Source organism: Nocardia elegans NBRC 108235 (assembly GCF_001612845.1).
Taxonomy (GTDB): domain Bacteria; phylum Actinomycetota; class Actinomycetes; order Mycobacteriales; family Mycobacteriaceae; genus Nocardia; species Nocardia nova.
Map to the genome: position 1 here is coordinate 36,588 of NZ_BDBF01000032.1, position 19,022 is coordinate 55,609.

General features: G+C 69.0%; 15 protein-coding genes. 5 read left to right on the plus strand and 10 right to left on the minus strand.

Going from position 1 to position 19,022, the window contains the following annotated elements; genetic code table 11:
* Window positions 1-50 precede the first annotated feature (50 nt).
* From ffh to ftsY, 6 genes are all read right to left on the minus strand, one after another.
* On the minus strand, window positions 51-1,634 hold the full coding sequence (gene ffh / locus NE2_RS22380; RefSeq protein ID WP_063029100.1) for a signal recognition particle protein: 1,584 nt from the start codon (window positions 1,632-1,634) through the stop codon (window positions 51-53).
* Between the two features lie 133 nt (window positions 1,635-1,767).
* Window positions 1,768-2,079 carry a hypothetical protein gene (locus NE2_RS22385; protein ID WP_063018393.1) on the minus strand — a complete coding sequence of 104 codons (312 nt, stop codon included), beginning with the start codon at window positions 2,077-2,079 and terminating at the stop codon, window positions 1,768-1,770.
* 204 nt (window positions 2,080-2,283) lie between these two features.
* A complete protein-coding gene (locus tag NE2_RS22390) occupies window positions 2,284-4,722 on the minus strand; it encodes a [protein-PII] uridylyltransferase (protein ID WP_084494242.1) in 2,439 nt (812 codons plus the stop codon).
* 82 nt (window positions 4,723-4,804) lie between these two features.
* Window positions 4,805-5,143: a P-II family nitrogen regulator gene (locus tag NE2_RS22395; RefSeq protein WP_030513058.1), complete on the minus strand. Its 339-nt coding sequence runs from the start codon at window positions 5,141-5,143 to the stop codon at window positions 4,805-4,807.
* Window positions 5,144-5,147: 4 nt separating this feature from the next.
* Window positions 5,148-6,557, minus strand: coding sequence for an ammonium transporter (locus NE2_RS22400; protein WP_030513057.1), 1,410 nt, complete (start codon window positions 6,555-6,557; stop codon window positions 5,148-5,150).
* Between the two features lie 204 nt (window positions 6,558-6,761).
* Window positions 6,762-8,348, minus strand: coding sequence for a signal recognition particle-docking protein FtsY (gene ftsY / locus NE2_RS22405; RefSeq protein WP_228817821.1), 1,587 nt, complete (start codon window positions 8,346-8,348; stop codon window positions 6,762-6,764).
* A 217-nt stretch (window positions 8,349-8,565) separates the two neighbouring features.
* Here ftsY and NE2_RS22410 point away from each other — a divergent pair, with 217 nt between their 5' ends.
* On the plus strand, window positions 8,566-8,955 hold the full coding sequence (locus NE2_RS22410; protein ID WP_030513055.1) for a DUF2237 family protein: 390 nt from the start codon (window positions 8,566-8,568) through the stop codon (window positions 8,953-8,955).
* 227 nt (window positions 8,956-9,182) lie between these two features.
* The gene (locus tag NE2_RS22415; protein WP_146165264.1) at window positions 9,183-9,419 is read left to right on the plus strand and encodes a hypothetical protein; all 237 of its coding nucleotides are present in this window, start codon (window positions 9,183-9,185) and stop codon (window positions 9,417-9,419) included.
* Window positions 9,420-9,464: 45 nt separating this feature from the next.
* On the opposite strand, the gene NE2_RS22420 is transcribed toward NE2_RS22415, so the two are convergent.
* Window positions 9,465-10,238, minus strand: a complete 774-nt coding sequence (locus tag NE2_RS22420) for a TetR/AcrR family transcriptional regulator (protein ID WP_063909452.1) — start codon at window positions 10,236-10,238, stop codon at window positions 9,465-9,467.
* Between the two features lie 125 nt (window positions 10,239-10,363).
* Here NE2_RS22420 and NE2_RS22425 point away from each other — a divergent pair, with 125 nt between their 5' ends.
* Window positions 10,364-11,266 (plus strand): NmrA family NAD(P)-binding protein, encoded by a 903-nt coding sequence (locus NE2_RS22425; protein WP_084494243.1) that lies wholly within the window; start codon window positions 10,364-10,366, stop codon window positions 11,264-11,266.
* On the opposite strand, the gene smc is transcribed toward NE2_RS22425, so the two are convergent.
* Window positions 11,263-14,871 carry a chromosome segregation protein SMC gene (smc, locus tag NE2_RS22430; protein WP_063029109.1) on the minus strand — a complete coding sequence of 1,203 codons (3,609 nt, stop codon included), beginning with the start codon at window positions 14,869-14,871 and terminating at the stop codon, window positions 11,263-11,265. The two genes, NE2_RS22425 and smc, sit on opposite strands and share 4 nt — an antisense overlap.
* 88 nt (window positions 14,872-14,959) lie before the next feature.
* Window positions 14,960-15,397, minus strand: coding sequence for a hypothetical protein (locus NE2_RS22435; RefSeq protein ID WP_146098618.1), 438 nt, complete (start codon window positions 15,395-15,397; stop codon window positions 14,960-14,962).
* Between the two features lie 195 nt (window positions 15,398-15,592).
* Here NE2_RS22435 and NE2_RS22440 point away from each other — a divergent pair, with 195 nt between their 5' ends.
* Complete coding sequence (locus NE2_RS22440) at window positions 15,593-16,825, plus strand: acyl-CoA dehydrogenase family protein (protein WP_030513048.1); 1,233 nt, start codon at window positions 15,593-15,595, stop codon at window positions 16,823-16,825.
* A gap of 3 nt (window positions 16,826-16,828) precedes the next feature.
* Window positions 16,829-17,953: an acyl-CoA dehydrogenase family protein gene (locus tag NE2_RS22445; protein ID WP_063029111.1), complete on the plus strand. Its 1,125-nt coding sequence runs from the start codon at window positions 16,829-16,831 to the stop codon at window positions 17,951-17,953.
* A gap of 177 nt (window positions 17,954-18,130) precedes the next feature.
* On the opposite strand, the gene thpD is transcribed toward NE2_RS22445, so the two are convergent.
* The gene (gene thpD, locus NE2_RS22450) at window positions 18,131-19,012 is read right to left on the minus strand and encodes an ectoine hydroxylase (protein WP_063029113.1); all 882 of its coding nucleotides are present in this window, start codon (window positions 19,010-19,012) and stop codon (window positions 18,131-18,133) included.
* Between the last annotated feature and the right edge of the window lie 10 nt (window positions 19,013-19,022).

Sequence of the window (19,022 nt, forward strand, 5' to 3'; positions counted from 1 at the left end):
CCGGCTCGCCGCGGCGTGACGCCGCGGCGAGTGGAGCGGGTCGATAGGGCTCAGTTCTTGGGGAACTTCAGTTTGGACAGGTCGAACCCCTCCAGCCCCGGCGGCAGTTCGTCCAGCCCCTTGGGCATATTGGACAGATCCGGCATCCCCGCGGCGGGCATCCCCGGCATTCCGCCTGGCATACCCGGCATACCCGGGAATCCTCCGCGCATGCCCTTCGGCGGAGTCGGGCCGCGTCCGCCCTTCTTGCCCTTCTTCCCCTTCTTGCCCTTGGCGTTTCGCCGCGACCCCGGCAGGCCCATCTGCCTACCCATCGCGGCCATCATCTTGCGGGCTTCGAAGAAGCGGTCCACCAACTGGTTCACATCGGAGACGGTGACGCCGGAACCGTTGGCGATGCGCAGGCGGCGCGAGGCGTTGATGATTTTGGGGTTGGCCCGCTCGGCGGGGGTCATACCGCGGATGATGGCCTGCACCCGGTCGAGCTGTTTGTCGTCGACCTGGGCCAGCACATCCTTCATCTGACCGGCGCCCGGCAGCATGCCGAGCAGGTTGCCGATCGGGCCCATCTTGCGGATGGCCAGCATCTGGTCGAGGAAGTCCTCGAGGGTGAGCTCGCCGGAGCCGATCTTGCGGGCGGCCTCCTCGGCTTGCTGCTGGTCGTAGACCTGTTCGGCCTGTTCGATCAGGGTGAGCAGATCGCCCATGCCGAGAATGCGGCTCGACATGCGGTCGGGGTGGAAGACGTCGAAGTCCTCGAGCTTCTCACCGGTCGAGGCGAACAGGATCGGGACGCCGGTGACCTCGCGGACCGACAGCGCGGCGCCACCGCGGGCGTCGCCGTCGAGCTTGGTGAGCACGACACCGGTGAAACCGACACCGTCGCGGAAGGCCTCCGCCGTGGTGACCGCGTCCTGGCCGATCATGGCGTCGAGGACGAACAGCGTCTCGTCCGGGTGCACCGCGTCGCGGATGCCGGCGGCCTGGCGCATCAACTCCTCGTCGATACCGAGGCGGCCCGCGGTGTCGACGATGACGATGTCGTAGTGCTTCTGCTTCGCTTCCTCGACACCGGCCTCGGCGACACGGATCGGGTCGGCGGCGGTGACGCCCAGGGCGTTGTCGCCGCCACCGATCGAGGTGCCCGGATGCGGGGCGAACACCGGCACACCGGCTCGTTCGCCGACCACCTGCAGCTGGGTGACGGCACCCGGCCGCTGCAGGTCACAGGCCACCAGCAAAGGCGTATGCCCTTGGCCCTTCAGCCATTTCGCGAGCTTGCCCGCGAGTGTGGTCTTACCGGCACCCTGCAGACCGGCGAGCATGACGACCGTGGGCGGGTTCTTCGCGAACTGCAGGCGCCGGGTCTCGCCACCGAGGATGCCGATCAATTCCTCGTTGACGATCTTCACGACCTGCTGCGCGGGGTTCAGCGCGGCCGACACCTCGGCGCCCTTGGCGCGTTCCTTGACGCGGGCGATGAACTCCCGCACGACCGGCAGCGCCACGTCGGCCTCGAGCAGGGCGAGCCGGATCTCGCGCGCGGTCGCGTCGATATCGGCCGGTGACAGACGCCCCTTGCCACGCAGATCCTTCAGGGCACCGGTCAACCGGTCGGAAAGGGATTCGAACACCGATCGCGCTCCTGGTCTCGTCGAGGGACGTCACTCGGGTTACCAGGGTACGGGCAACTCCGCGATCGGTGGATTCGCCCTAGTCGAAGCCCCGCCGCCGGCCGGGCGGCGGGCTCGTCACCGGCCCCTGTGGTCAGGACAGCGCGCTGTGCCGCGGCCGCGGGGCCCGGCTGAAGTCGTGCTGTTCGTAGGCCACCAGATAGACGGCCTCGCGGCCGGTCAGACCCAGTGGCAGTGCCATGGCGTCCAGGGTCGCCCAGTCGGCGTCACCGGGTGCGCCGTCGACGAGCGCGCCGGCCAGCTTCATGGCCGCCACTGCCTGCCCGCCGGTCAGCGTGCGGCCCGGAAGCCAGGACACCACCCAGTGGTCGCCGCCGACACAGCGAGCGATGTGGTGGGTCGAATCGCTGGTGATCATGGATGAGGACACGACTTCGTTTGCCATCGACCTGCTCCCCTCAACGCACCCAACTCGCCGGACAGGTACAGCAACAGCTCGAACAGCTTGCGATCACGATCAACTTCACGATCTACACCGATCGTAGAGTGGCGGACATCACATCCAGCAGAGGTTGCCGCAACGATCTGGTTACCGCATTACGGACCAAACGACCAGGTTGCCCCGATAACCGGGCGAAGGTCGGTAAACCTAACCGGCACCGGTGGCGGTGTCCGTTTCGCTCGGTTTCTTCGGCTCCTGATGCGGGACGACCCCCAGCAGTGCCGCCTCGATGGCACGGCGACGCTGCGGGGTGTCGTCCTCGCCCAGACCGAGGCCGAACGAGTCGACCACCACCGAGCCCATCGTGTCGGCCTTCGCCCACCGCACATCCGCGCCCTGGGCGGCCAATGCCGCGGCCAACCGGCTGAGCAGGCCGATGCGGTCCTCGGCACGCAGTTCGAGCACCACCTCACCGGGCCGGTCGACCTCGATCCAGATCACCCTCGGCTCGGCCTGGGCGTACGGACTGGTTCGAGCCGCCGCGTCGCGCTCCTTGTCCGCGAGCACGGAGGCCAGCTTCAGATCGCCGTTGATCGCGCGGATCAGCTCCTGCCGCAGCAGTCCGGCGTCGGGCGGATTGCCGAAGGTCGGTGTCACCACGAAGGTGTCGATCGCGGTGTCACCCGAGGCCGCCAGCGTCGCGGACAGCACCCGCAGGGAATGCAGGGCGAGCACACCGGCCGCCTCCGAGAGCAGGCCGGGAGTATCGGGGGCGACGACCGTCACATGGTGAATGTAGCGTCCGTCGCCGGGAGTCAGTTCCACGTACACACCACCGGCCGCGGCCCTGTCCAGCACGGCCGCGTCGACCACCGCCGGCGTCGGCGAAACCCGTTGTGGTGCGGGCTCTCCCGCCATCGCGGCGTGGCCGCGGCGCACCAGTTCCGCGATCAGGGAGGCCTTCCACTCCCCCCACACGCCCGGACCGGTCGCCAGCGAATCGGCCTCGGCGAGGGTGTGCAGCAGATCCAGCAGCTGCCGGTCACCGCCCAGCGCCTCGACCACACCGTCGGCGGTCGCCGGATCGTCGAGGTCGCGCCGGGTCGCGGTCTGCGGCAGCAGCAGATGATGCCGCACGATCGTCGCCAGGCTGTGGACATCGTCGGGCCACAGGCCCAGCCGCTGACCGATCCGATCGGCCAGTTCGGCACCCACCACGCTGTGATCCTCGGTGCGGCCCTTGCCGATATCGTGCAGCAACGCTCCGAGCAGCAGCAGGTCCGGCCTGGCGACCCGGGTGCTCAGCGCACCGGCGTAGGCGACGGTCTCGATCAGGTGGCGGTCGACGGTCCAGGTGTGCACGGCATCGCGGGGCGGCAGATCGCGCACTGCCCCCCATTCCGGAAACAGCCTGCCCCACAAGCCCGTTCGGTCCAGGGCCTCGACCGCGTCGATGGTGCCGCGGCCGGCGCCGAGCAGCACCAGCAGATCGTTGAGCGCCTCGCGCGGCCACGGCTCGCGCAGTTCGGGGGCATCCTCGGAGAGGCGATTGAGGGTGGTCGCCGACATCGGCAGGCCGGTGCGCGCCGAGGCGGCGGCGACCCGCAGGATCAGGCCGGGATCGCGCTGCGGCCGGGCGTCGCGGGCCAGCACCACCTCACCGGCATGTTCGACCACGCCCTCGTCGAGCGGGCGGCGAACGGGCAGGCGCCGCAATCGGGCCAGACCGCGGCGTGGCAGCGCATTGGCCGCGGTGCGTAGACCGACGTCGACCGAGTAGACGACCGTGCGCGCCGCATCGCTGAGCGTGCGCGCCAGATCGAATCGATCCCCGATGCGCAGGGCGGCGCCGATTTCGTCGGCGTCCTGGGCGCGCAGCTGATCACGGGAACGCCCGGCCACCCGGTGCAGTTCGGTACGCACGTCGAGCAACCGGCGATGGGCGGCCTCGAGACCACCGCCGGGAACGTCGGGTCCCAGGCCGGGCATGGCGTCGGTCAGCTGGGCGATGGCCAGCGCGTCGAGCAGCTGGATATCGCGCAAACCGCCGCGCCCGTTCTTGAGATCCGGTTCGGCCCGATGCGCGATCTCACCGTTGCGCTTCCACCGCGCCTGCGTCTGTTCCACCAATTCGCCGAAGCGGGAACGGATTCCGGTCCGCCATTCGCGGCGCACGCCACCGATGAGCAGATTGCTCAACTCCGCGTCGCCGACGATGTGGCGGGCATCGAGCATGCCCAGCGCGGCGGTGAGATCGTCGGCGGCCACCCGCAGCGCCTGCGGCACGGTCCGCACGCTGTGGTCGAGCTTGATGTGGGCGTCCCACAGCGGATACCAGAGCCGGTCGGCGACCTCGGCGACCCGCGCCGGGTCCACATCGTCGTGCAGCAGCATCAGATCCAGATCGGAATACGGCAGCATCTCGCGCCGTCCCAGTCCGCCGACCGCCACCACGGCCAGCCCGCTGTCGGCGGTGATGCCCAGCTCCGCGCCCTTCGTGGTCAACCACAGCTCGTGCAGGTCGACCAGCGCCTGCCGCAGCGCCTCGGCGCTCAGCCTGGGCCGCCGGGCATCACCACCGTCGAGCAGTTGATCTCGTGCGGCCACCAGATCCTTGGCGCCCTGGGACAATTCGTCTGCACTCATACCCGCAACCACCACCCGTTCATGCGGGCAGCCCCGTCCCCGGCCGGTGCCAGGGAGCGGGGCTGCCCGAATCGTTCATCTCCTATAGTGCGTCGGCACCGCGTTCACCGGTTCGGACCCGGATCACCGATTCGACGGGGGTCACCCAGACCTTGCCGTCACCGATCTTTCCGGTGCGCGCGGCCTCGACGATCACCTCGACGACCTTCTCGACCGAGGCGTCGTCCACGACGACCTCGACCCGTACCTTCGGCACGAAATCGACCGAGTACTCCGCGCCGCGGTAGACCTCGGTGTGCCCCTTCTGGCGGCCGTACCCCTGGACTTCGCTGACCGTCATTCCCAGCACACCGGCCTGCTCGAGCCCGGACTTGACGTCCTCGAGTGTGAACGGTTTGACGATTGCAGTGATCAGTTTCATTGCGTCATGCCTCCTTGACGGCGGTACGTGCCGTGCCACCCACAGCAGCGAAATCGTATGACGTCTCCGCGTGCTCCGACTCGTCCATGCCCTTGAACTCGTCTTCCTCGGAAGCACGAATGCCGATCGTGTACTTGATGATCAGACCCAGAATCAGCGAGACGACGAAGGAGAACGCCAGCACGGTGAAGGCACCGACGGCCTGCTTGCCGAGCTGGTCGAAACCACCGCCGTAGAACAAGCCCTTCGCGCCGCCGGAGGCCGCGCCCGATTCCGGGGCGAGGAACAGACCGATCAGCAGCGTACCGACCACACCGCCGACCAGGTGCACACCGACCACGTCGAGCGAGTCGTCGAAGCCGAGCTTGAACTTCAGGCCGACCGCCAGCGCGCACAGCACACCGGCCACCGCGCCGATCACCAGCGCGCCCAGCACGTTCACCGACGAGCAGGACGGGGTGATCGCGACCAGGCCCGCGACGATGCCCGAGGCGGCGCCGAGGCTGGTGGGCTTGCCGTCGCGGAACTTCTCCACGACCAGCCAGCCGAGCATCGCGGCGCAGGTGGCGAAGGTGGTGGTCAGGAAAGTGGAACCGGCCAGGCCGTTGGAGCTCACCGAGGAACCGGCGTTGAAGCCGAACCAGCCGAACCACAGCAGACCGGCGCCGAGCATGACGAAGGGCAGGTTGTGCGGGCGCATCGGCGTCTTCGGCCAGCCCTTGCGCTTGCCGAGCACCAGGCACAGCGCCAGGCCCGCGGCACCGGCGTTGATGTGCACCGCGGTACCACCGGCGAAGTCGATGGCCTGCAGCTTGTTCGCGATCCAGCCGCCGTGGTGGACGATGTTGCCCGCGGCGTCCTTGACGTCGAAGTCGAAGACCCAGTGCGCGACCGGGAAGTAGACGATGGTCGACCACGCGATCGCGAAGACCACCCACGCGCGGAACTTCATGCGGTCGGCGACCGCACCCGAGATCAGGGCCACGGTGATGATGGCGAACATCAGCTGGAAGGCCACGAACACCGTCATCGGGATGGTGCCGGCCAGCGGAATGTTCACCTGATCCACCGCGGACGCACCGGTCGACGGGTCGGCCGGGCTGGCCTTGACGGCGTTGGTGCCGATCAGGCCCTTGAGCCCGAAGAACTGGGCAGGGTTGCCGATCAGGCCTAGTTTGTTGTCACCGAATGCCTCGGAAAAGCCGTAGAGCGACCACAGCACGCCGACGATGCCCATCGCGCTGATGCTCATCATGATCATGTTGAGCACGTTCTTCGAGCGGACCATGCCGCCGTAGAAGAACGCCAGTCCCGGGGTCATCAACAAAACGAGCGCGGAGCTCGCCAGCATCCACGCGGTGTCGCCGGTGTCGGGCACACCGAGCAAGGGATACGCCACCTTGTTCCTCCTCATCTCGGGCCCGGCCGAACTGCGGCAAACGAGCCTGCACAGAAGGGTCGCGATCGGGTGTTTCATCCGTGCCGCCGCGATGTTTCGCATGCGTGAACGGATCAGCTTCCCGTGTTGCTACCAGGTTTCGGCGCGCACACAGCGCATGTCGGCGCACTGTGAGGACCGTGTCGAAATGAGGAGGAACTGCCGTTTTGCTTCTCGCCGCTACCCGAGGAGGGCGTCGACGAATGCTGACGGTTCGAAGGGGGCCAGATCGTCGGCGCCCTCGCCGAGTCCGACCAGTTTCACCGGCACACCGAGCTCGTGCTGCACCTGGAAGACGATGCCGCCCTTGGCGGTGCCGTCGAGTTTGGTGAGCACCACGCCGGTGATGTCGACGACCTCCGCGAAGACCCGGGCCTGGGTGAGCCCGTTCTGCCCGACGGTCGCGTCGAGCACGAGCAGGACCTCGTCGACGGCGGCCTTCTTCTCCACCACGCGCTTGACCTTGCCCAGCTCGTCCATCAGACCGGTCTTGGTGTGCAACCGGCCCGCGGTGTCGACCAGGACCGCGTCGACCCCCTCCTCGATACCGGCGCTGACCGCGTCGAAGGCCACCGATGCCGGATCCGCGCCCTCGCGGCCGCGCACGGTGTCGGCGCCGACGCGCTCGCCCCAGGTCTGGAGCTGGTCGGCGGCGGCGGCGCGGAAGGTGTCGGCGGCGCCGAGCAGTACGCGGCGGCCGTCGGCGACGAGCACGCGCGCCAATTTGCCGGTGGTGGTGGTCTTACCGGTGCCGTTCACGCCGACGACCAGCAGAATCGACGGGTGGTCGGCATGCGGCAGCGCCCGGATCGAACGATCCAGGTCCGGGCGCAGGGCCTCGATCAGCACATCCCGCAGCACCTGCCGGGCCTGTTCGGAGGTGCGCACGCTGCGGGCGGCCAACTCCTCGCGCAGTCGCTCGACCACGGTCGTCGTGACCGAGGTGCCGAGGTCGGCCATGACCAGGGTGTCCTCGATCTCTTCCCACGAGTCCTCGTCGAGGTCGCCACCGCCGAGCAGACCGAGCAGGCTCTTGCCGACCGCGTTCTGCGACCGCGACAGCCGCCCGCGCAGGCGGGTGAGGCGGCCGGCGGTGGGTTCGATCTCCTCCACCGCGGCGGGCTCGGGCACCGGTGCTGTGGGTGTCGGTGCGGTGGGCGCCGGCGCGGTCGGGGCGGGTGCGGTCGGGGCCGAATCCGCCGGAGCGGTCTCGGGCGGCTCGACGGGGGCCGGCGTGACCGTGGCGGCACCGTTGGTCGACGGCGGCGCGACGGGAGTTTCGGCCGGGGCTTCCACCGGAGCCGCCTCGGCCGGTAATTCGGGCGCGGCCACGCCGTCGCCGGGCGTTTCCGTCGTTTCCGGCTCGACGGTCGGCGCGGTCGCGCTCGCCCCGTCCGCCGGGCGGTCGGCGAGGGTCTCCGGTTCCGGCAACCGCACGTCGGTGATGGTCCGGCGCACCGAGTCGCGCGGGATGGCGGCGTCGTCGCCGACGTGCGGCTGACCCTCGTCGTCGGTGCGTTCGATCGGGACCGGTTCGGGGCGCGGTGGCGTCAGCGTGCCCGAGCCCGCACCGCCCTGACTGAAGTTGAAGCCACCGGCTGCGGTGTAGCCACCCGACCGGTCGGTCAGCTGCTTGTCCTGTTCCTCCGCCGGGGTGATACTCACTCGGCGGCGCTTGTACAGGACGAATCCGGCAACGAACGCCACCAGTAGTACGGCGACGATCGCGGCGATCAGAATCCAGGCTTGCGCAGTCACGGCTCCCATCCTGTCAGAACCCGCGAACGCCCCCGCGTGGCGGCAGGCAGGTGGTGCGCCCGCGGCGGTACGGGTGATTCGTCACTCTCCGCGCAACTCTCCACGCACCCCCGACACGCCGACGACGTCGGACGATAAGGCGTCCGGCCACGCATCCCCGGCAACCGTCCCGATACCAACCGCCCAAGGCGCGGCGAATCCGACACAGAGACAATAGGATCGGCTCGTGACCGATCGAAATGTGCTTGGGGGACCGCTGGAGGAGTGTGGCACCGATCCTCTCACCGGCTTCTACCGGGACGGCTGCTGCAGCACCGGCCCCGAGGATCTGGGTAGCCACACCGTCTGCACCGTCGTGACCCAGGAGTTCCTGGAGCATCAGAAATCGATCGGCAACGATCTGCTCACCCCACGTCCGGAGAACAACTTCCCCGGACTGCAACCCGGCGACCGCTGGTGTGTGGTCGCGGTGCGGTGGCTGCACGCCCACGAGGACGGGGTGGCCGCGCCGGTCGTTCTGGCCGCGACCCACGAGAACGCGCTCGAGGTCGTGCCGATGGAAACCTTGCGAAAATACGCCGTCGACGTCCCCGACGACGTCAGCGATCTGCTGTGATCGCTCACCGGCCCGTCGATCGAGCCTGAGCGTCGCGCTTCCGGCGACCGAGAGGTTCGGCGAACGGTACTCCCGTCGAGAAGGTCTACGCCCGCCCAGGAGTCCTGTCCGGCGGCGGCGGACGGGGTGCTCGCCATCGTGCTCGACGGATTGTGACCCGTGTCGCCGAACCGAATCGACATTCGCGGCGCCGGCCCGGATGCCCGCAGACGGGTACCGTCGATCGGGTGACATGGTGGCGGGGGCGGGTACGCGCAACGCCGGGGCGGCCGCGCGGCGCGGAGATCGATGAATTGTTCGGCCCGTCGCGCAGACACATTCACGAGCGCAAGGAATGGGTGGCGATCGCGAAGGTCGACGACCGTCTCGCCGGCGACGACCCGATCGTGGACCTGCCGGCGGGCACCGTCACCCTGTCGCTCACCCGGCGCACGGCACACGACATTCCGGGCAGCGAGGCGTAAGGGCCGGTTCTCCTTCGGGGATGGACGAATCCACAAGGCCGTGGATCACTCGACAGCTAGAGAATTTCTTCCCGTCGCACGCGCCGCCCGGCGCAGCCGGTGGGCCTTCTGCCGGCACGCGGACGAGCAGTACCGGGCGGGACGTCCGGTCTCCGCATGCGCCACGTCCGCCCCGCAGATCGGACAACTCCGACCGTCACGATTCCCGTCGTCCACCACGGTTTCGTTACGGCCGAGCGAAGAGTTTTCCGGTTTCGTTACGGTCGATTCGGTGCGCATCGCCGCCAGCAGCATGGCGGCGGGGCGGGACAGTTCGTCGCGGGCGTTCGAAACGCGTTGCATGGCAACACATCCGGTGAAGATCGCCAGCACGTCGGCGAGAGTCAGGTCGGCACGCACCCCACCCGAGCGCCGCGCCGCCTCCAGCAGCTGCCCGAGAGCCAGGTGAAATCGCTCCCCCGCATCCAGCAACAGCGTCCGCGGCCAGCCGTCGTCGGCGTCGAGCAGATCGCACATCGCCTTGTTCCCCGGAGTGCGGGTGACGACCTCGGCGCAGAATCCCAGGAAGGCCGCGGCGGGATCCGGATCGTCGCGCAGTGCCAGCGCCCGGGCGGTGAGCCGATCGATCCGTTGCTGTAGCACCGCCTCGAGCAGGTCCGTCTTGGTCGGGAAGTGGCGATGCACGGTCCCGGCTCCCACTCCCGCGCGGCGGGCGATCTCGGCCAGCGACACCGACGTTCCGGATTCGGCGAAGGCTCGTTGCGCGGCGGCGAGGACGCGAGCGCGGTTGCGGCGAGCGTCGATTCGGGTCCCCGGCACTCCTGGCGCCGGGGCGCGCGGGTCGTAACGAAACCCCACATCTGCGGATGGCGGAGACGACAACGCTGTTCCTATCGTGCAAATACGGGTCGACCGACCCGATTCTATCGAAAGGTTCTTCCGACATGACCGTCCTCGACAACCTCGTTCTCGTCACCGGCGCGACCGGCAAACAGGGCGGCGCGACAGCCCGCGCGCTGCTCGCCCGCAACGTCCCGGTCCGCATCCTGGTCCGCGATCCGGCCGCCGCCGCAGCGCGCGAACTCGCCGCATTGGGCGCGCAGGTGGCCGTCGGCGACTTCGACGCCCCGGCCACCCTGGCCGCGGCGGTGGCCGGAACTCGCGGCGTCTTCCTCGTTCCACCGGCGGCCTTCGGGCCCGACGGCTGGGATGTCGACCTGGAGGCGACCCGCGGCGCCGCCCTGATCGATGCCGCCCGGCACGCCGGAACCGACCACATCGTGTTCACCGGCGTGGCCTCCTTCGACAACGAGATCTCCTGGGGCAGTTCCGGAAAACGGCAGATCGAGCAGGCACTGGCCGACAGCGGCATGCGCTACACCGTGCTGCGCCCGGTCCGGTTCATGGAGAACTACCTGGCGCAGGGTATGCCGCTCGACGGCTTCGTCGACGGCGTGAACGTCCACCTGTTTCCGGCCGATCGGCCGGCCCAGATGATCGCGGTGGACGATATCGCCGCGGTAGCCGCGCTGGCCTTCGCCGATCCCGGACGATTCTCCGGCCGGACACTCGAACTCGCCGGCGACGCCGTGGCCCCCACTGCCGCCGCGGAACTGATCTCCCGCGCGACCGGATATCCGGTGCGGTATCGCGAAATCACCGAGGCGGAAGCCGACGCACTGGGTGAACAGATCGGCAACACCTGGCGCCTGGCCCATCGAGGCCACGGCTGGCATGCCGATATCGAGCAGATCCGCTCGATCCACCCCGGCCTGCAGAGCCTGGAAACGTGGCTGGCCGGCACCGGCGCCGCGGTCCTGAAATCCCGGTTCGCGGCGGGCGACTAGGTCGTCGCGCCGACCAAATTCTCCCCGCGCATCCGCTGCGAGATGACCTGGGTGATGCCGTCGCCACGCATGCTCACCCCGTACAGCGCGTCGGCGATTTCCATGGTCGGCTTCTGGTGGGTGATGACGATCAGCTGCGACTTCTCCCGCAGCTGTTCGAACAGGCCGATGAGGCGGCGCAGGTTGGTGTCGTCCAGCGCCGCCTCGACCTCGTCCATCACATAGAACGGCGAAGGCCGGGCCCGGAAGATCGACACCAGAAACGCCACGGCGGCAAGGGATTTCTCGCCACCGGACAGCAGCGAGAGCCGCTTGACCTTCTTGCCCGGCGGCCGGGCTTCCACCTCGATGCCGGTGGTGAGCATGTCGCTGGGGTCGGTCAGCAGCAGCCGTCCCTCGCCGCCGGGGAAGAGGCGGCCGAACACCTGCACGAATTCGCGTTCCACGTCCTCGTAGGCCTCGGTGAACACCTGCAGGATGCGGGCGTCGACCTCGGCCACCACGTCGAGCAGGTCTTGGCGGGCCTTCTTGACGTCCTCGAGCTGGGTCGACAGGAAGTTGTAGCGCTCCTCCAGCGCCGCGAACTCCTCCAGCGCCAGCGGATTCACCTTGCCGAGGGTGGCGAGATCCTTCTCGGCGCGTTTGACGCGGCGCTCCTGGGTCGCGCGGTCGTAGGGCATTTCCTGCGGCGCGCTCACCTGGTCGCCGCGCTCGCGGGCCTGCTCGTACTCCTGCATCTCCAGTGCGGTCGGCGGCATCGGCACATGCGGACCGTATTCGGCGACGAGTTCGTCCAGCGCGATGCCGAACTGCTCGGCGATGGTGGTCTCCAATTGTTCGATGCGCAGCGCGGATTGGGCCCGCGCCACCTCGTCGCGATGCACGGCGTCGGTCAGCTGCGTCAGTTGCGTGCTCAGCGCCCGCACCCGCTCCTTGATCTGATCCACCTGTCCGGCGCATTCGGTGCGCCGGCGAACCAGCTCGTCGCGCCGCGCGGCCGCCTCGCCCACCACGGTTTCCAGCTCCGCGGCGATTCGCTCGGCCGATTCGGCGACCACCGCCGCCACCCCGGCGGCACGGCGGCGGGCGGCCTGGGCGCGTTCGGCCCGGGCGCGGGTCTCCCGTTCGGCGCGGGCCGCACGCCGCAGCGAATCCGCTTTGCCCCGTACCGATTCCGCGCGCTCCTCGGCGGTGCGCACCGACAGCCGGGCCTCCACCTCCATGGCACGTGCCTCGGCCAACGCCGCGGCGGCCTGTTCACGCTCCTGCCCAGCGGTATCGGTGCCGGCGTCGGCGTCGGAATCCAGATCGGACTGTTCGGATTCGGCATGACGCAGCCGGCCCTCGAGTTCGGCCAGGGCAGTCAGATTCTGGTCGCGCGCGGTTTCGGCCTCGGCGCGCTGGGTGAGCAGCCGCTCGTATTCGGACTGGGCGCTGCGCGCCGTCGCACCAAGGCGACCCAGCCGGTCGTAGATCGCGACCAATGCCTGATCGGATTCGTGCAAGGCCAGCAACGCCTGGTCGACGGCCTGTTTGCGATCGCTCTGCTCGGCCAGCGCGCCCGACAGCGCGGCCTCGACCTCCTCGGCCTGGCGCTGCCACGACACCAGTTCGGCCGCGGCGGCATCGATCTCGGCCTGCACCTCGATCTGGCTCGGCGCGCGGTCCGAGCCGCCGAGCACCCAGCCCGAACCGCTCAGATCCCCGTCGCGGGTCACCACCCGCAATTCCGGCCGGGCGGAAAGAACTTCGGCCGCCTGCGCCAGATCGTCGACGACCACGGTGCCGGCGGTGAGGGCCGCGACCGCACCCCGCAGCCGGTCGGGACAATCGACCACCTCGACGAGCGGGCGCACTCCCGCGGGCAGATCACCGATCTCGCCACCGGGTTGCGCCGCACCGCCGTAGACGACGGCCGCGCGGCCACCGTCGGCCTGCTTCAGCGCCCGCACCGCCGCCTGTGCGGTGGGGTGCGCGTCGGCGGCGATGGCGTCGGCCAGCGGCCCGAGCGCGGCGGCCACGGCGGCCTCGAATCCGCTGTGCACCCGCACCATCGCCGACAGCCGGCCCTGCAATCCGTCGGCGCGGTTGTCCAGCAGCCAGGCACCGCCGTCCTTGCGGGCCAGGCCCATGGTCAGCGCCTCGATGCGGGCGGTCAGCGAGGCGACCTTCTTCCCGGCCTCGCGGTCGCGTTCGCGCAGTTCGGTGACCCGCGCATCGGCCAGTTCCAGCGCCTGGGCAGCATGTTCGTAGGCGGCGTCGAGCCCTTCCTCACCGGCGTCGAGTTCGCTCAATTCGGTTTGCACGGCCTCGAATTCGGCCTCGGCGGCATCCCCGCGCTGCCGGGCGGCGGCCAGCGACTCCGACAGCCGGGCGATATCGCCGTCGGCCGATTGGGCGCGGTGGCGCAGCGTATCCACCTGACCGGCGAGGCGAGCCAGGCCCTCACGCCGATCGGCGATGGCGCGCACCGCGGCCAGGTGGGCCTGTTCGGCGGCCTTGGCGGCCTGTTCACGATCGAGCAACTGATCGCGAGCGGCCTCCAGGGTCGCCGTGGCCACCTCGACCGCCTCGAGCAGTTCGGCCTCCTCGGCCTGTACCCGATCCGCCTCGGCCTCGAGCTGTTCCGGATCGCGGCCGGTGCCGGTGGGCTGTTCGATGGTGAGGTTGCGAGCTCGGTCCCGGGCGATCCGGATGGTCGCGTTGACCCGTTCCACCAGCGCCGAGAGCTGGAACCAGGTCTGCGCGGCCGCCTCGGCGCCGGGAGTGAGCCGCGAGAGCTGGAATTCCTGCTGCGCCAGCGCCGCATTGGCGGCATCCAGTTCCGCCTGCACGTTGATCTGCTGCTCGCGGGCGAAGGCTTCCTTGCTCTGCTGACTTTCCAGTTCACGCCGGCGCGCCACCAGATCGTCGGCGGCCAGTCGCAGCCGGGCATCGCGCAATTCGGCCTGGACGGTGGCCGCGCGCCGGGCCACCTCGGCCTGGCGGCCCAGCGGTTTGAGCTGACGGCGCAGTTCGGTGGTGAGGTCGGTCAGACGGGCCAGATTGGCCTGCATCGCATCGAGTTTGCGCACCGCCTTCTCTTTGCGCTTGCGGTGCTTGAGCACGCCCGCGGCCTCTTCGATGAAGGCGCGGCGGTCCTCGGGGCGCGATTCCAGAATCGCCGACAGCTGGCCCTGGCCGACGATGACGTGCATTTCCCGGCCGATGCCGGAGTCCGAGAGCAGTTCCTGGACATCCATCAGCCGGCAGGAGTTGCCGTTGATCTCGTATTCACCGGCGCCGTCGCGGAACATCCGGCGGGTGATCGAGACCTCGGAGTAGTCGATGGGCAGTGCGCCGTCGGAATTGTCGATGGTCAGCGTGACTTCGGCACGGCCCAGCGGCGCCCGTCCGGCGGTGCCGGCGAAGATGACGTCCTGCATCTTGCCGCCCCGCAGCGCCTTGGCGCCCTGCTCCCCCATCACCCAGGTCAGCGCGTCGACGACGTTCGATTTACCGGACCCGTTCGGCCCCACCACACAGGTGATGCCGGGCTCGAGCCGCAGCGTCGTCGCGGACGCGAAGGATTTGAATCCCTTCAGCGTCAGACTCTTCAGGTGCACAGTCGGTCAGGCTACCCGGTCGGGCCGCGTTGCCGGACGGATGCCGGGCGAACGTGTTCGCCCGGCATCCGCCGAATCGGGACCGGAATCAGGCGGCGGTGACGGTCAGCGTGTAGTCGCTGGGCGAACCGTCGGCGGAGGTGACGGTGATCTGGTAGTCGAGGCCGTCGGCGACGATCTCGGCGTGCGGGACCTCGGTGGCGGCCATCGGGCCGACCAGCGGGCCGACGGTCACCCGGGCGTTGCCGTTGTTCGAGGTGACGTCGAAGATCAGCTTCTGCCCCTGCGCGGACGCGATGGAGTAGTTGTCCAACTTGCCCTCGGCCACGGTGCCGCTGCCGCCGGTGCTGTTCTGGCCGGGGGCGATCACCAGGCGGGTGACGGCGCCGGGCAGCGCGGGCACGCCCGGCAGCGGCTGAGCGGAGGCGACGCCACCGGCGACCGCGAAGGTGGCCGCGGCGATCAGCGTGACGAGCACGGCCGGAACGGCGCGCACGAACAGACGAAGTACTCGAGATGCGTACATGGACCCACATCTTTCCTCACACCATGCGCAAGATCGCAAGTCCCGGCACGGGTTTCGCGTTCCGACACGCCGTCGCCCACCAGCCCGCCACCGCCCCGGCACACCGCCCGCAATCGCAATAAGTTAACGGCCATTTGCGCTCGACCCGGAGTAAATGAGAAGGTAGAGGCCCGTTTATCGCACAAGGAGTTCTTCGTGAATCTGGACTGGTCGCCCACCGATCTGGCGTTTCGCGACGAGGTGCGGCGCTTCCTGGACGAGAATTTGACCCCGGAACTACGTCGCGCCGGTCAGCTCGCCACCAGCGTGTACCCGGATCACGAGGCCAGCATGCAGTGGCAGCACATCCTGCACGCCCGTGGCTGGGCCGCGCCGGCCTGGCCGGTCGCCCACGGCGGCTGTGACTGGAGCATGACGCAGCACTACATCTTCGATCGTGAATCCACCCTCGCGGGCGCGCCCGCGCTCTCGCCCATGGGCATCCGGATGGTCGCGCACGCGATCATCGCCTTCGGCACCCCCGAACAGAAGGACTACTTCCTGCCGCGCATCCTCACCGGCGAAGTGTTCTTCTGCCAGGGCTATTCCGAGCCGGAGGCCGGTTCCGATCTGGCCTCGCTGACCATGGCCGCGGTGTCCGACGGCGACGATCTGGTGTGCACCGGTTCCAAGATCTGGACCACGCACGCCACCGAGGCGAACTGGATCTTCGCCCTGGTCCGCACCTCGAAACTGGAACGCAAACAGCAGGGCATCACCTTCGTGCTGATCCCGATGGACACCCCCGGCATCGAGATCCGGCCGCTGGTCATGACCTCGGGCGAACAGGTCCAGAACCAGGTGTTCTTCGATCAGGTGCGGGTGTCGAAGACCAACGTCATCGGCCGCATCGACGAGGGCTGGACGGTCGCCAAACACCTGCTGAACTTCGAGCGCGGCGGTTCGGCCTACGGTCCCGCGCTGCAGGTGCTGGCCGAATCGCTGGCCGAGCACGCCGCCGGACAGCCCGGCTTCGCCGGCGGCAGTCTGCTCGACGAACCGGCCTTCGCGGCGAAACTGGCCGACGCGCGCATCCGCGCGGATGTGCTGGAGATCCTGGAATACCGCACGATGTCGGCGATTTCGCGGGGTAAGGATCCGGGTCCGGCCGCCTCCACGATCAAGATCCTGGGCACCGAACTGAGCCAGCGGCTCACCGAACTGGCCCTCGAGGCCGCCGGTCCGCGCGGGCGCGCCTATCAGCCGCACGCGGCCATGCCGGGCGGTCCGGTCGCCGACTTCGTCGCTCCCGCCGACGGATATCTCAGCGGCGAACCGTGGCAGGCCGTCGCGCCGCTGCGGTACTTCAACGACCGCGCGGGCTCGATCTACGCGGGCAGCAACGAGATTCAGCGCAACATCATCGCCAAGGCAACCCTGGGACTGTGAGAGATGGACTTCGAATTCACTGCCGAACAGCAACTGCTCCGTGACACGGTCACCGAATTTCTCGCCGCCCGTTACGATCTGGAGAAAAGCCGGGCCGCGGCACGGGTCGGCGCCGGTCACCAGCCCGAGATCTGGCGCGGCTTCGCCGAGGAGGTCGGCATCCTGGGCGCCGCCCTGCCCGAGAGCGTGGGCGGATTCGACGGCGGCGCCATCGAGACCATGATCATCGCCGAGGCGCTCGGCGGCGCCCTGGTCGTCGAACCCTATGTCGACACCGCCGTCCTGGGCGGCGGACTGCTGCGCCGCGCGGGTGGCGCCCGGGCCGAGGAACTGTTGCGCGGCATCGTCGACGGTTCCGTGATCACGGCCTTCGCCGCCCTGGAAGCCGACTCCGGCTACGACCCCGCGCGCGTCGCCACGACCGCCCGCCGCGACGGCGACGACTGGGTCCTCGACGGCGCCAAGGTGGTGGTGACCACTGCGCCGCTGGCGACCCACCTGCTGGTGACGGCACGCACCTCCGACGCAGCGGGGCTGTCGCTGTTCCTGGTGCCGGCCGATGCGGCCGGTCTGACGCAGCATCCGTATCGCACGATCGACGAACGCCGTGCGGCCGATCTGGTTCTCGACGCCGTCCGGGTTCCCGCCGATGCGCTGCTGGGCGGCGAGGGCGCGGCCGACGCGTCGGTCGAGCGCGCGATCGACGAGGCGATCGCCGCCATCTGCGCCGAGGCCGTGGGCGGCATGCGGCGGGTACTCGCCGACACCGTCGAATACAGCAAGCAGCGCCGCCAGTTCGGCGTGCCGATCGCCAGTTTCCAGGTGCTGCAACACCGTATGGTCGATATGCATCTGGAGCTGGAACAGGCCGTGGCCGCCACCTATCTGGTGACGCTGAAACTCGACGCCGAACCGAAGGTCCGTGCCCGGGCCGCCGCCGCGGCCAAGGCCACCGTCGCCCGCGCCGCCGGCTTCATCGGCCAGCACGCGGTGCAACTGCACGGCGCGATGGGCATGACCGAGGAACTCGCGATCGGGCATTTCTTCAAGCGGCTCACCGCGATTCGCACCGAATGGGGTTCGGCGGACCAGCACATCGCCCGCTACGCCGCGCTGACGCGGGCCTGAGCGGCGCGCACGATCGCCGGGGCGCGGTCCTATACCGCCGCGCCCCGGACATGTTTTCGGCCGGAATCCGATTCGGATTCCGGCCGAAAACGCGCCGGGGATGCCGGGCTCGCCCCGCCACCGTCGGGAGCGAACCCGTGCCAATCATCGGTCCCGACGTGATCGGGTCACCCCCGCTCAGCGCACGGGGGTGAAATCGCGCGAGGCGATGTAGGTCGGCCGCGGATGCCCGGCCGAATACGGTTCTTCGAGGGTGTTCTCCACGCTGTTGAACACCAGGAAGACGTTCGAGCGCGGGAACGGCGTGATGTTGTTCGAGGAGCCGTGCATGATGTTGGAATCGAACAGCAGCGCCGAACCGCGTGCGCCGGTGAACTGCGCGATGCCGTACTTGTCGGCCAGTTGGGCCAGATCCTCCTGCGCGGGCACACCGATCTGCTGCTCGCGCAACGATTCCCGGTAGTGCTCGTCGGGAGTCTCACCCTGGCACGGCATGAACTGCCGGTGCGAGCCCGGCAGCAGCATCAGGCTGCCGTTGAACGGGTAGTTGTCGGTCAGCGCGATCGACAGGCTCACCGCACGCGGTGCGGGCATCCCGTCCTCGGCGTGCCAGGTCTCGAAATCCGAATGCCAGTAGAAACCGGCACCCTCGAATCCGGGCATGTAGTTGACCCGGCTCTGATGGATGTAGACCTCGGAACCGAGAATCTGGCGAGCCATCCCGACGATCCGCTCGTCGCGCACCAGCTCCGCTACCACGGCGCTGATCTTGTGCACCTCGAAGATCGAGCGAACGCTGTTCGACTTCTTCTCGATGATCACCCGCTCGTCGGCACGCAACACCGGATCGGCGGCCAGCCGATCGATGTCGGCGGCGATATCGGCCACCTGCATCGGGGTCAGCAATTCGTCGATGATCGCGTACCCATCGGCATCGAAATTCTGCAGCTCCGGCGAGGTCACCGTGCCCCACACCGTGGGGTCGGTGCGCTCCACCGGCGGTACCGCTACGGCCGTTCTGGTCCGATAGCGGTCGATTCGACTCTCCGCCAACGTCATCGCGGCGCCG

Bases quoted from the DNA above. Each gene is read 5' to 3' on its own strand.
- NE2_RS22395 (WP_030513058.1), bottom strand. From the start codon at position 5,143: ATGAAACTGATCACTGCAATCGTCAAACCGTTCACACTCGAGGACGTC.
- NE2_RS22425 (WP_084494243.1), top strand. From the start codon at position 10,364: ATGACCGTCCTCGACAACCTCGTTCTCGTCACCGGCGCGACCGGCAAA.
- thpD (WP_063029113.1), bottom strand. From the start codon at position 19,012: ATGACGTTGGCGGAGAGTCGAATCGACCGCTATCGGACCAGAACGGCC.
- NE2_RS22445 (WP_063029111.1), top strand. From the start codon at position 16,829: ATGGACTTCGAATTCACTGCCGAACAGCAACTGCTCCGTGACACGGTC.
- ftsY (WP_228817821.1), bottom strand. From the start codon at position 8,348: ATGGGAGCCGTGACTGCGCAAGCCTGGATTCTGATCGCCGCGATCGTC.
- NE2_RS22385 (WP_063018393.1), bottom strand. From the start codon at position 2,079: ATGGCAAACGAAGTCGTGTCCTCATCCATGATCACCAGCGATTCGACC.
- NE2_RS22400 (WP_030513057.1), bottom strand. From the start codon at position 6,557: ATGAGGAGGAACAAGGTGGCGTATCCCTTGCTCGGTGTGCCCGACACC.
- NE2_RS22390 (WP_084494242.1), bottom strand. From the start codon at position 4,722: ATGAGTGCAGACGAATTGTCCCAGGGCGCCAAGGATCTGGTGGCCGCA.
- NE2_RS22435 (WP_146098618.1), bottom strand. From the start codon at position 15,397: ATGTACGCATCTCGAGTACTTCGTCTGTTCGTGCGCGCCGTTCCGGCC.